The sequence below is a fragment of the Caenispirillum salinarum genome, from assembly GCF_044803115.1.
GTDB lineage: Bacteria > Pseudomonadota > Alphaproteobacteria > Rhodospirillales > Rhodospirillaceae > Caenispirillum > Caenispirillum salinarum_A.
In genome coordinates, this window is the sequence record NZ_CP085224.1 from 2402431 (window position 1) to 2415100 (window position 12670).

13 protein-coding genes and 2 tRNA genes are annotated in these 12670 nt (G+C 69.5%); 12 read left to right on the top strand and 3 right to left on the bottom strand.

Annotation, left to right across the window (positions count from 1 at the left end):
* Positions 1-32 precede the first annotated feature (32 nt).
* From LG334_RS11005 to LG334_RS11030, 6 genes are all read left to right on the top strand, one after another.
* On the top strand, positions 33-1208 hold the full coding sequence (locus LG334_RS11005; protein ID WP_404386051.1) for a phosphoserine transaminase: 1176 nt from the start codon (positions 33-35) through the stop codon (positions 1206-1208).
* Between the two features lie 157 nt (positions 1209-1365).
* Entirely contained in the window at positions 1366-2691 is a 1326-nt protein-coding gene (locus LG334_RS11010; protein ID WP_404386053.1) for a methyl-accepting chemotaxis protein, read from the top strand.
* A gap of 154 nt (positions 2692-2845) precedes the next feature.
* Entirely contained in the window at positions 2846-4000 is a 1155-nt protein-coding gene (locus LG334_RS11015; protein WP_404386055.1) for an ATP phosphoribosyltransferase regulatory subunit, read from the top strand.
* Positions 4001-4081: 81 nt separating this feature from the next.
* Positions 4082-5371, top strand: coding sequence for an adenylosuccinate synthase (locus LG334_RS11020; protein ID WP_404386057.1), 1290 nt, complete (start codon positions 4082-4084; stop codon positions 5369-5371).
* Between the two features lie 158 nt (positions 5372-5529).
* Complete coding sequence (locus tag LG334_RS11025) at positions 5530-7662, top strand: protein kinase family protein (RefSeq protein ID WP_404386059.1); 2133 nt, start codon at positions 5530-5532, stop codon at positions 7660-7662.
* A 15-nt stretch (positions 7663-7677) separates the two neighbouring features.
* A complete protein-coding gene (locus LG334_RS11030) occupies positions 7678-8223 on the top strand; it encodes a hypothetical protein (RefSeq protein ID WP_404386061.1) in 546 nt (181 codons plus the stop codon).
* A 15-nt stretch (positions 8224-8238) separates the two neighbouring features.
* Here the strand turns inward: LG334_RS11030 and LG334_RS11035 are convergent, their stop codons facing one another.
* A complete protein-coding gene (locus LG334_RS11035) occupies positions 8239-9294 on the bottom strand; it encodes an RluA family pseudouridine synthase (RefSeq protein WP_404386063.1) in 1056 nt (351 codons plus the stop codon).
* A gap of 111 nt (positions 9295-9405) precedes the next feature.
* Between LG334_RS11035 and LG334_RS11040 the strand changes: the two genes are divergently transcribed.
* From LG334_RS11040 to LG334_RS11065, 6 genes are all read left to right on the top strand, one after another.
* Entirely contained in the window at positions 9406-9831 is a 426-nt protein-coding gene (locus tag LG334_RS11040) for a hypothetical protein (RefSeq protein ID WP_404386065.1), read from the top strand.
* Positions 9832-9881: 50 nt separating this feature from the next.
* Positions 9882-10313 (top strand): Mov34/MPN/PAD-1 family protein, encoded by a 432-nt coding sequence (locus tag LG334_RS11045; protein ID WP_404386067.1) that lies wholly within the window; start codon positions 9882-9884, stop codon positions 10311-10313.
* A gap of 57 nt (positions 10314-10370) precedes the next feature.
* Positions 10371-10446, top strand: a tRNA-Glu gene (locus LG334_RS11050).
* Positions 10447-10506: 60 nt separating this feature from the next.
* Positions 10507-10582, top strand: a tRNA-Glu gene (locus tag LG334_RS11055).
* Positions 10583-10710: 128 nt separating this feature from the next.
* Positions 10711-10929, top strand: a complete 219-nt coding sequence (locus LG334_RS11060) for a SlyX family protein (protein ID WP_404386069.1) — start codon at positions 10711-10713, stop codon at positions 10927-10929.
* A gap of 13 nt (positions 10930-10942) precedes the next feature.
* The gene (locus LG334_RS11065) at positions 10943-11320 is read left to right on the top strand and encodes a hypothetical protein (RefSeq protein WP_404386071.1); all 378 of its coding nucleotides are present in this window, start codon (positions 10943-10945) and stop codon (positions 11318-11320) included.
* A gap of 79 nt (positions 11321-11399) precedes the next feature.
* Here LG334_RS11065 and LG334_RS11070 read toward each other — a convergent pair whose 3' ends face one another.
* Positions 11400-11897, bottom strand: a complete 498-nt coding sequence (locus LG334_RS11070; protein WP_404386073.1) for a hypothetical protein — start codon at positions 11895-11897, stop codon at positions 11400-11402.
* Positions 11898-11982: 85 nt separating this feature from the next.
* Positions 11983-12654 (bottom strand): DsbA family oxidoreductase, encoded by a 672-nt coding sequence (locus LG334_RS11075; protein WP_404386075.1) that lies wholly within the window; start codon positions 12652-12654, stop codon positions 11983-11985.
* Between the last annotated feature and the right edge of the window lie 16 nt (positions 12655-12670).

The window sequence follows — 12670 nt, forward strand, 5'->3', positions numbered from 1 at the left end:
TCATCGCCAGCCCCACAGGGAGCCTCCGTCGCATGACCGCCACCACCGCCGCGCCCAAGCCGAGCCTCCGCCCGGCCAACCCCAACTTCTCGTCTGGCCCCTGCGCCAAGCGGCCGGGGTGGACCGTCGACGTGCTGTCGGGCGCGCTGCTGGGCCGCTCCCACCGCTCCAAGGAAGGCAAGGCCCGGCTTCAGGAGGTCATCGACCGCACCCGCGCGGTTCTGGGCATCCCCGAAGACTACCGCATCGGCATCGTCCCGGCCTCGGACACCGGAGCCGTGGAGATGGCGCTGTGGTCCCTGCTGGGCGCGCGCGGCGTCGACATGACGGCGTGGGAAAGCTTCGGCATGGAATGGGTGAACGATGTCCGCAAGCAGCTCCAGCTGGCCGACGTGCGCGTGCTGAAGGCGGACTACGGCCGCCTGCCGGACATGTACCAGGTGGATTCCGCCCGTGACGTGGTCTTCACCTGGAACGGCACCACCTCGGGCGTGCGCGTGCCCGACGCCGGCTGGATCGCCGACGACCGCGAGGGCCTCGCCATCTGCGACGCCACCTCGGCGGCGTTCGCCATGGACCTGCCGTGGCGCAAGCTGGACGTGGTTACCTGGTCCTGGCAGAAGGTGCTGGGCGGCGAGGCGCAGCACGGCATGCTGGTGCTGTCGCCGCGCGCGGTGGAGCGGCTGGAAGCCTTCGACCCCGGCCGGCCGCTGCCCAAGATCTTCCGCCTGACCAAGAACGGCAAGCTGATCGAGGGCATCTTCGAGGGCGCGACCATCAACACGCCCTCCATGCTGTGCGTGGAGGACGCCCTGGACGGCCTCAAGTGGGCGGAAGGCATCGGCGGACTGCCGGGGCTGGTCGCCCGGTCGGAGGCCAACCTGAAGGCCGTCGCCGACTGGGTCTCGCGCACCGACTGGATCGACTTTCTTGCGACCGACCCGGAAAACCGGTCCTGCACGGCCATCTGCCTGAAGATCACCGCGCCATGGTTCCGTGCCCTGGACGACGACGCCCGCGCCGCCGCCGCCAAGGAGCTTGCCAAAATGCTGGAGGCCGAAGGCGTTGCCTACGACATCGGCAGCTACCGCGATGCTCCGGCCGGCATCCGAATCTGGGGCGGGGCCACGGTGGAGACCGCCGACATCGAGGCCCTGCTGCCCTGGGTGGAGTGGGCCTACGGCCGACTTGCGGAAAAGCATGGCTGAGTTGATTGCCGCACTTTATGGCTGAAAAGGCACATCTGCTGTCCTAGTATTGCGACGCTGCGCCGTCGTGCATTGGGGAATGCGGGCGGCGGCACGCGCGTGTCTTGATCGTGTCCGCCGTTCCCGGTGGCGGACCCTTCAGAGGGGGATTGCCAGCATGAATGCGCCTGTCGAGGCCGAGCCCGCCAGCTCGGTCGAGCACATCGTCGACCTGCTGATCGAGGGTCGCTACCGCTCCGTGCCCGAGGGGACGGACCAGCTGACGGCCAAGCTCAAGCAGCTTGCCGACGTGCTGCACGATCGCGCCGAAGGCGAGATCAGGCGCATCGTGGCGCTGTCGATGACCGCCAACGAGGCCGTCACCGCCACCGCCGAGATGAGCCGCGACGTCCGCGATGTGGAAAACCGCACCCACGCCATTGCCGCCGCCGCCGAGGAAATGGTGGCCAGCGTCGACGAGATCGCCCGGTCCTCCGACAGCGTTGCCGAGCACACGCAGGAGGCCCACGCTGCCGCCGAGGCCGCCGCCGGCACCTCGCGCGACGCGATCGAGGCCATGGAGGCCATCGCGTCGGCCGTGGTCGACGCCACCGCCAAGGCGGAGGGGCTGGCTGATGCCTCCGACCGCATCGGCGAGATCACCATGCAGATCGAGGCCATCGCCAAGCAGACCAACCTGCTGGCGCTCAACGCTACCATCGAGGCCGCCCGCGCCGGCGAGGCGGGCAAGGGCTTCGCGGTCGTGGCCGGCGAGGTCAAGAACCTGGCGACCCAGACCGCCAAGGCCACTGAGGACATCCGCAACCGCATCGGCGCCCTGCGCGAGGACATGGCCGCCATCGTCGGCGCCATGCAGACGGGCGCGGAAGCGGTCGAGAAGGGGCGCGGCATCATCAGTCACACCGGCGACGGCATCGGCGACGTCCTCGCGCGGATCGACGGCGTGACCGAGCGCATGAACGAGATCGCCGGCATCCTGGGCCAGCAGAGCGATGCCTCGCGCGAGGTCTCCGACGGCATCGGCGCCATCGCCGGAACGGCCACCAACAACGTCACGTCCATCAACCGGGTTCTGGACGTCATGGACGGCGTGGAAGGGCAGGTGCAGGCGGCCGTCGGCGACCTTTCAAAGCTGGAGATCAAGGACTTCACCATCCACGCCGCCAAGTCCGACCACGTCATCTGGCGCAAGAAGCTGGCGCAGATGGTGGTGGGGCGCGCGACGCTGCACTCGAAGGAACTGGCCGATCACCACACCTGCCGTCTGGGCAAGTGGTACGACGCCCAGACCGACCGCAGCATCACCGAAAACGACGCCTTCCGCCGGCTTGCCATTCCGCATGCCGAAGTCCACCGCCACGGCATCCACTGCGCGGAACTGTACGAGGACGGCGACCTGGACGGCGCCCTGGAGGAGCTGAACAAGGTCGCCGATGCCTCGGTGGACGTGCTGCACCTGCTGGACGAGGTGCTGGCGCGGTAAAGCCGTTGATAAAGTTGTAAAATACGATTGGCCGTTGCCCGTCCGGGCCAAACGCGCTACACAGCGGAACGCCGGACCCGCCTTTGCGGGCCGGCGGTTCCTGTTTTCAGGGCCGGTTTCTTCTTCTCAGGCGAATACGGGACGTTCACGCGCGATGACCGATACCGACACCAAGGCCCTGCTTCCGGCGGGCCTGCGCGATCTTCTGCCGCCCGCGGCCGCTTTCGAGGCGTCGGTGGTGGATCGTCTGGTGTCGCATTTCGCCGGCTTCGGGTTCGAGCGCGTCAAGCCGCCGCTGATCGAGTTCGAGGAAAACCTGCTCGCCGGAACCGGCGCGGCGACCGCCATGCAGACCTTCCGGGTGATGGACCCCATGTCCCAGCGCATGCTGGGCCTGCGCGCCGACATCACCATCCAGGTCGCCCGCATCGCCACCACCCGCCTGAAGAACGCCGCCCGTCCGCTGCGCCTGTCCTATGCCGGCCAGATCCTGCGCGTGCGCGGCAGCCAACTCCACCCGGAGCGCCAGTTCAGCCAGTGCGGCATCGAGTTGATCGGCGTCGACAGCCCCGCCGCCGACGCCGAGGTCGTGGTGACGGTCGCGTCCGCCCTGGCGGCGCTCGGCATCACGGGCCTGTCGGTGGACCTCAACCTGCCGACGCTGGTGCCCGCCGTCTGCGACGCGCTCGACCTCACGGCCGAGCAGCGGGCCGAGGCGCGCACGGCGCTGGACCAGAAGGACGCCGCCGCCGTCGCCGCGCTTGGCGGTCCGGCCTCCGACATCCTGGGGGCGCTGCTCAAGGCCTGCGGCTCCGCCGACACCGCGCTGGACGCCCTGCGCGCGCTGGACCTGCCGCCGGTCGCGGCGGCCGAGCGCGACCGGCTGGCGCAGGTGCTCGACCGTGTGCGTGCCGACCTGCCGGACGTGGGCCTGACGGTCGATGCGGTGGAAAACCGCGGCTTTGAATATCACACCGGCGTCGCATTCTCGCTGTTCGCCAAGGGCGCGCCCGGCGAACTGGGGCGCGGCGGACGCTATCTGGCCGGTCAGGAGGCGGGGTCGGCCCAGGAGCCCGCCGTGGGCGTGACGCTGTTCGTCGACAAGGTGCTGGACGTGGCGCCGCAGCCGGAGGCGCGGCTGCGCCTCTTCGTTCCTGCCGGGACGCCGTTGGCCGACCGCATCCGCCTGCGGGACGAAGGCTGGACCGTCGTCGCGGGGCTCGAGCCCGTGGAGGATGCCCTGGCCGAGGCCAGGCGTCTGGACTGCGACCACGCGATGGTCGGGGACGCACCGCGCGCCGTGCGCTGACATCATCCGAACGAGCATGAAGGCCGGCTTCCAAGGCCTTGAATTCGTATCATTAACCAATCAACGACCGGGATCAGAGACATGACGAACGTGGTTGTCGTCGGGTCGCAGTGGGGCGACGAGGGCAAGGGTAAGGTGGTTGACTGGCTGGCGGCCCGCGCCGATGTGGTGGTGCGCTTCCAGGGCGGTCACAACGCCGGCCACACGCTGGTCGTCGACGGCGTCTCCTACAAGCTGAGCCTGCTGCCTTCGGGCGTGGTGCGCGGCACGCTGTCGATCATCGGCAACGGCGTCGTCATCAACCCCTGGGCGCTGATGGAAGAGATCGAGCGCCTGGGCGCCCAGGGCGTGACCATCACGCCTGACGTCCTGCGCATCGCCGAAAACGCCTGCCTGATCCTGCCGCTGCATTCTACCCTCGACCAGGCACGCGAGCAGGCGGCCGGCAAGGGCAAGATCGGCACCACCGGCCGCGGCATCGGTCCGGCCTACGAGGACAAGGTCGGCCGCCGCGCCATCCGCGTCTGCGACCTGGCCGACGACGCGACCCTGGAGATGAAGGTCGACCGCCTGCTGGCCCACCACAACGCCCTTCTCAGGGGCCTGGGCTCGGAGCCGCTGGGCGGCGACGCGATCCTCAAGGAACTCAAGGACCTGGCGCCCAAGCTGCTGCCCTACGCCGAACCTGTGTGGCTGACGCTCGCCGACCGCTACAAGGAAGGCAAGCGCATCCTGTTCGAGGGCGCGCAGGGCTCCATGCTGGACGTCGATCACGGCACTTATCCCTTCGTCACCTCGTCCAACACGGTGGCCGGCATGGCGGCGGCGGGCTCGGGCATGGGGCCGGGGCGCGTCGGCTATGTGCTGGGCATCACCAAGGCCTACACCACCCGAGTCGGCGCGGGGCCGTTCCCGACTGAACTGTTCGACGACATCGGCAACCAGATCGGCGAGCGCGGCCGCGAGTTCGGCACCGTCACCGGCCGCAAGCGCCGCTGCGGCTGGTTCGACGCCGTGCTGGTGCGCCAGGCGGTGAAGACCGGCGGCATCGACGGCATCGCGCTGACCAAGCTGGACGTGCTGGACGGCCTTGAGGAACTGAAGGTCTGCGTCGGCTATGAACTGGACGGCAAGCGCCTGACGTACCTGCCGGCCGCCGTCGCCCAGCAGGAGCGCTGCAAGCCCGTCTACGAAAGCATGGAAGGCTGGAGCGAGAGCACCGAGGGCGCCCGCTCGTGGGGTGAACTGCCGGCCACGGCCGTCAAGTACGTGCGCCGCATCGAGGAACTGATCGAGGCGCCGGTTTCGCTGCTCTCCACCAGCCCTGAGCGCGAGGACACCATCCTTGTCACCGATCCGTTCCGCGGCTGAGGATCGGAAGGCATAGGTCCTTCGGCTTAAGAGTGTCGCGGTTTTTCGCGACATTCGGCTGAGGGGCCTCATCCGTCTCGTTGCCAACGAACGGTTTCGGGGCTACCCTTCCGATCGCCGGTTGTACCCGGCCGGAACGGATGAGGTGAGGGAGAGGCATGGCGGCCACGGCAACGGCCAAGGCCACCGCCAAGGCCGCCGACCCGGACAGCGGCAAGAAGGCCGCCGACAAGGGCAAGGCGGCCGACAAGGCGGGCAAGGGTTCGCCCCAGACGGGCGGCGGCGGCAGTGGTGCGTCCGCCGAACCGGTCAAGCTGCGCGACCGGTTCGAGATTCATCCCGACAAGCCGATCCCCGACCTGGACACCCCCAGCGCCAAGGCCTTCGAGGTGCAGGACCGGCGCGGCGCGGGGCGGGCACTCTATGCCCTGATCGGGCGCGCCGACACGCTGCAGCGGACCACGGTCATGCGGGCCCTGCGCGGCATGCAGAACCCCGGCATGCTGCAGTTCATCGAGGGCGGCACGATCGACTGGCCGCCGGAGGGACGCAAGGTCATCGCGTCCATCTACGAGCGGCCGGCCGGCGGCAAGGTGATGGCGGACCTCAACGCCACCATCGACGTCATTTCCGACCAGTTCTTCGCCAAGAAGGTCATCAAGCCGCTGCACGATGCGCTGGCCGAGCTGCGGTCGCGCTCGGTCACGCACCGGGCCATCCGGCCGGACAACGTCTATTTCTTTGATGCCAAGGGCGACCGGCTGGTTCTGGGCGACTGTTTGACCACGCCGCCCGGCTACGACAACCCGGCCCTGTTCGAGCCCATCGAAACGGCGCTCTGCAGGCCGGAGGGGCGGGGCAGCGGGCACTATTCCGACGACATGTTCAGCCTGGGCGTGACGCTCCTGTTCCTCATGCTGGGGACCAATCCGGTGCGCGGCCGCGACCCGGAGGAGGTCATGCGCCAGCGGCTGGAGCAGGGCTCCTACGCCACGCTGGCGGGCGAGAACCGCGTGCCCCTGTCCATGATCGAGCCCCTGCGCGGCCTGCTGCATGACGACAGCCGCGAACGCTGGACGCTGGAGCAGCTGGACCTGTGGCTGAACGGCCGCCGCCTGACGCCGCTGCAGCCGCGCATGGAAAAGCGCGCGCAGCGCAGCTTCAAGATAGGCAACAACGAGTTCGCCACCGCGCGCGGCGCCGCCTACGGCCTCATGAAGAATTGGGACAAGGCGCTCGGCATCATCAAGGAGGGCCGGCTGGAGGTCTGGCTGCGGCGCGGGCTGGAAGACAACGAGCGCGCCGACCAGCTGAGCACCGTAATCAAGGTGGTGGAGGCCCTGCCCGGCGACAAGCGGGGTCAGGGCGACCTGATGGTCGCGCGGTGCATCATGGTGCTCTTCCCCGAGGCGCCGCTGAGCTTCCGCAACGTCCGCTGCACGCTGGACGGCTTCGGCCCGGCGCTGGCGTCGACCATGATGCGCAAGGGCGACGTCAAGCCCTTTGCCGACATGGTGACGTGGGACGTGGTGAAGTACTGGGTGCAGGCCCAGTCGGTCTACAATCCGGAACACACCCAGGCCGAGCAGAACTTCCGCGACATGCGCATCTTCCTGGCCAACAAGAACAAGGGCTACGGCATCGAGCGCATCGCCTACGAGCAGAACGAGAACATGCCGTGCCTCAGCCCCTTCGTGGAGACCGAGCACGTCAGCGAAATCCGCGAGTTGCTGCCGGCCCTGGAGAACGCCAGCAAGAGCGCGGACACCAAGACCTGGCCGGTGGACCGCCACATCGCCGCCTTCACCGCCTCGCGCTACGAGCGCGACCTGACGCCGCAGCTGAAGGCCATGGAGGACCCCGAGCCCGAGCGCCAGGCGCTGGGCATGCTGAGCCTGCTGGCGGTGCTGCAATGGCGTCTGGGCCCGGAGGCGCTGTTCGGCCTGACCAGTTGGCTGGGCGGACTGGTCACGCCCGTCGTCAACAGCTACCACAGCCGCGAGCGGCGCAAGCGCATGGAAAAGGAAATCCCGCGGGTGGTGCGCAAGGGCAGCCTGCCGGAGCTTTACAACCTTCTGGACAATGCCGAGGAGCGCGGCGCCGACCACGAGGGGTTCGAGACCGCCAAGGCCGAGTACGCCCAGGCCAAGCGCCAGATCACGGCGCTGGAAACCGGACAGGCGGCGCGGGACGAAAACGCCACGCGAATGGGCCATCAGGCGGCAGCGGTGGGCGCGGTGATCGTCGGGCTTCTGACGATCCTGCTGCTGCTGCTGGTGCGGCTGTTTTAGGGAAGGGGCCGCGGTATGGCGAAGAAGAAGCGCGCGGGCAAGCGCAAGGGCGGCGTGGCGAACGGCATCGGCATGCTGGTCATGGGCGTGCCGCTGGTCATCCTGTTCCTGCCGACCGTGGTGCTGCTGGCCTTCGCCATGCTGCCGACGGTGGTGGCCTATGTGGTGGAGCGCGGCAGCTACCGCTACGGTTTCATCTGTGTCGGCGGGTTCAACTTCGCGGGCGTCTCGCCCTACCTTCTGAACATGTGGTTCGAGCGCCACGACATCACCATGGCGCTGGACACGCTGTCGAACGTGTTCGCCCTGATGCTGATCTACGGCGCGGCCGGCTTCGGCTGGCTGCTGTACGCGGTGACGCCGACGCTCGTGGGCTCGTTCCTGAGCCTGACCTCAAGCCGCCGCATCGCCAAGCTGCGCGCCGATCAGCGCAGGCTGGTGGAGCAATGGGGGCCCGAGGTGACGGAGGCCGCTGACGACGAGTTCGGCTCGGCAGCCGAGACCGAAGAGCCGTCCGCTCCCGGTGCGCCGGAACCCGCCGGCGCCAACGCCAAGGCGTAAGGCGGGGCCGCGCCTTCAAGGTCGCAGGGCATCCACCAGATCCGCCATGTCCTCGGGCAGGGCGCTTTCGAACCGCAGCGCCTCGCCGGTTACGGGATGAACGAAGCCCAGGACGCCGGCGTGCAGCGCCTGCCGCCCGAAACCCTTCAGCGCCGCCGCCTGCGCCTCGCTCAAGCCCCGGCGGCCCACGTTGCGCGACCGGCCGTAGACCGGATCGCCGACCAGCGGGTGCCCCTGCGTCGCCATGTGGACGCGGATCTGGTGCGTGCGCCCCGTTTCCAGCCGGCAGGTGACCAGGGCCGTGCCGCCCGCCAGCGGCGCCGTCACCTGATAGTGGGTCACCGCCGGCTTCCCGCCGCTCTTCACCACCGCCATCTTCTGACGGTTGGCGGTGGAGCGGGCGATGTTGCCGGTGATGGTGCCCTTGCGCGGCACGGGCACGCCCCAGACGACGGCGGTATAGACCCGCTCGATGTCGTGGCGGGCGAACAGGGCGGCGAGGCCCTGGTGGGCGGCATCGGACTTCGCCGCGACCAGCAGGCCGCTCGTGTCCTTGTCGATGCGATGGACGATCCCCGGCCGCCGCACGCCGCCGATCCCCGACAGGCTGGCACCGCAGTGGTGAAGCAGGGCGTTGACCAGGGTGCCGTCGGCGTTGCCGGCGGCGGGGTGGACGACCATGCCGGCGGGCTTGTCCACGACGATCAGGTGGGCGTCCTCGAACACCACGGCAAGGGGAATGTCCTGCGGTTCCGGCACGGCGGGATCGGGCGGCGGCACGGCGACGGCGGCGGTCTGTCCGGCCTTGATTTTGCGCGAGGCATCGGCGGCGGTGAGCGTGCGGCCGTCCAGGGTGACGCGGCCCTCGTCGATGAGCTGCTTCAGGCGCGAGCGCGTCAGGCCGGGGTCGCCCAGCGCCTCGGCCAGCCACTTGTCCAGGCGCAGGCCGGCCGCCTCGGGCCCGGCCTCGGCCGTGTGCAGGGCGCCGGGGCCTGGTTCGGCTTCAAGGTCCGGGGGCAGGGCGTCGTCGTCGTCCTCGACGGTGGCGGGATCGGTCGGTTGCTGTATCATCGCGGCCCACTCATCAAACTCGCCCCGCGCGTATAGCCCGCGCCGGGCGCAAACGCAAACGAAGCGGACCGGCCGTCGGTCCGCGCGCAAGGACACAAGGGTACTTCCGTCATGAAAGCATTGAAGGCGCTCGTCGTCGTCATGGGCATCCTCATCGTCGCCGGCGTCGGCCTGGTCATCTATGGCGTGTTGACCCAGTTCGGCCCCGGCGCGGAGGAGGGCGAGACGGTCGCCGGCCCAGCCACGGCGCCCGCCGTCGCCCCGCCGCTGGAAACGCCCGCGCCGGCCGCGCCCGGCGGCGGCGTGGCGGGGGCGATGCCGGCGGAACCCATCGGCGACATCACGCTGGACGAGCCGGCGGCCACCGAGATCACCGGCGCCACGGTCGGAGAAAACCGCATCCTGCTGCGCCTGAGCGGCGGCGGCCGACCCGACCGCGTCGTGGTCCTGCGCGCCGCCGATGGCGCCCGGCTGGGCAGCATCACCCTGGGCGGCGCCGACGGGGGCGGCGCCGCGGACACCGCCACGGGGCAGTAAGCGCCATGGGCGGCGGCGACTGGGATCGGCTGTTCGGCGGCGGAGAACCCGTGCCGCCGCGCCTCGTGCTGCCCGGCGCGCTGGCGGAGACCATTCGCGCCGCCGCCCGCAGCGCCTACCCCGACGAGGGCTGCGGCCTGCTGGTGGGGCAGGGGGAGCGGGTGACGCGCGTGGTGCCGAGCCCCAACGTGGCGCCGCGCGGCCGCGACCGTTTCGAGGTTGACCCCCGCGTGCGCCTGGACCTCATGAAGGCGCTGCGCGGCACGCCCGAGCGCCTTCTGGGCCACTGGCACAGCCATCCCGACGCGCCGGCCGCACCCTCGGCCACCGATCTGGCCCAGGCGCACGAGCCGGCGCTGCTGTGGCTGATCTGCGGCGTTTCCGGGGCCGGTGAGGCGGCGCTGTCGGCCTGGAAAATGGTGCCCGAGGCGGGGGCCTTCGCGCCGGTTCCGTTGGTGGTGGAAGATGTGACGGGAGGGTGAATTTTTTGCTTGCACGGAGTCGGGTGATCCCTTACATACGGGTCCTCCCGAGGCCACGTCCCCTTCGTCTAGAGGCCTAGGACACCGCCCTCTCACGGCGGCAACAGGGGTTCGAATCCCCTAGGGGACGCCACTTCGGCGCTTCTCCGGCGCGCCCTCGGGAACACGCGATGCAGACCGCGCACGCGCCTGCGTCCCCTTCGTCTAGAGGCCTAGGACACCGCCCTCTCACGGCGGCAACAGGGGTTCGAATCCCCTAGGGGACGCCATTTCTCTTCCGACATTTTTTGCTGCGACGAAGCCGGCAATATCCGCTTGCCGGCCGTTGACGCATGCATCTTGACCGCGTCGGCGCCACCTATCAGACTGCCGCGCTCTGATGCCGAGGAGCCCACCCATGCCCGCCGACACCCCCGAGGATCGCATCGTCGACCTGGAAATCCGCCTTGCCCATCATGAGCGCATGGCAGAGGAGTTGTCGGATGTGCTGGCCGAGCAGCAGCGCACCATCGACCGCCTGACGCTGCAACTGCGCCAGGTGGCGGAGCGCATGGGGGACCTGGAGACCGGGTGGGCGCGGTCGCCGCAGGATGACAAGCCGCCGCCGCACTACTGAGGGAGCCGCCATCATGATCAGTCTGTTCGGCCTGTTCGGGCGCTCGCGCGAGGTGCGGCTCATCGAGGATGGCGTGCGCGCCCACGGCCTGCACAAGGCGCTGGTGCCCGATGCGGTGAAGTTCACCGTCGTCCGCCTGCTGAAGGAAACGCCCGAGGGGGTCACGCCGGAAAGCACCTGTCGCGCCGGCGAGCTTCTGGCGTGGTGCATGCTGGGCGAAGACGAGTTTACGGAGAACAACGGCACCGTAAGCGCGCGCCACGCCGACGCCCGCGTCGCCGAGGCGATCGAGTCCGGTGACAGCCTGGACGCGCAGCTGGTGCTTCTCACCCTCAAGGCCAACGTCTGCCACCCGGCCATCATCGACCGCTACGGCCTCTCGGCGGAATAATCGCGTCCCAAAAGAAGTGGACGTTCAGGGGCTTCCGCCTCGGGCGGGCTTGGGCGGCAGCCCAAGCGGCGTCAGGCGCTCAGGCCTTCGCCCGATTGGGCGTCTTGGGCGCGAAGTCGGCCGGCTTGGCCTTCGTCGGCCCTTTCTGGTGCACGCCGCCGGTCAGCATGATGGTTTCCATGGCCCGTTGCGCGGCCTTGCGGAAATTCTCGTCGGCGCCGAGCGTGCAGGCCTTGGAGAAATGCCGCCGCGCCGCCCCCAGCTTCTTGGCGCGTTCCGTCATGTGCTCCTCGGCGGCCAGCCTGGTGGCCTCGTGCAGCAGGCGGTCGGTTTCGCGCATGTTGGCGTCGCACTCGTAGGTGCGGGCCTTTTCCAGCAGAGCGCGCTTGAAGTCGAAGGGCAGGGACTTGTCGGCGGCGCAGCGGTCCTTCAGGCGCTTGTGCAGGCGCTCCGCCGCATCGGGCGTGGCCTCGTGCATTTCGCGCAGTTCCTTGAGGCAGGCCTCCTTGGCTCGCTCGATGGCCTGTTTCCGCGCATCCGCGTCGGAGGCGGGTCCCCGCTTGCCGAAACCGAACATGGTGCGCTCCCCCTCCGCCGCTAGGTCTCCGTCTAGATATCATACGCCTTTCGGGCAGGGCCGAGTAGGGGTCTTCGGTGAGCTTTCAGGGAACGGTTGTATCCGCCGGGATCGCCGTCGTCAGGGCCTCGACCAGAACGTCCACGGGCTGGGCCCCGTCAAGGCGGCGGTCGCCGATGGCGAAGACGGGCACGCCCGCGACGCCGGCGGTCCGCACACGCGCCTCAAGCTCCTCCACCGGCTGCGTCGCCTGTCCGGCCCGAAGGCGGTCGAGGAGCGCGCCCTGGTCCAGCCGGGCGTCCAGCAGCAACTGTCCCAGCACACCGACGTCACCGATGTCACGGCCGTGCACGAAGTAGGCCTTGAAGACGCCGTCGACGAAGCTTTCCACGGCCTGCGGGTGGTAGTGTTGGACCAGCAGGGTCAGGCGGTGGGCGGCCTTGGTGCTCGGGGTGCGGGTGATGCGGTCGAAGGCGAAGGGCACCCCGTCGGCTTCCGCCTGCTCCAGGATGCGCGCGTCCAGCGCCTCCGAGGCCTCCCACGAGCCGAACTTGGCGGTGCGGTAGGCGCGGCGGTCCATGCCCTCGGCCGGCATGTCGGGGTTCAGCTCGAAAGGCCAATGGCGGATCACGACGCCCCCGGCGGGCAGGGCGCCATCACCCTTGAGGCGCTCCAGCGCCCGGTTGAGCCGAGCGCGCCCCAGCCAGCACCAGGGGCAGACATAATCGGAGACAAACGTGATCTCGACCGGCGGCATGGCGCACTCCCGCATG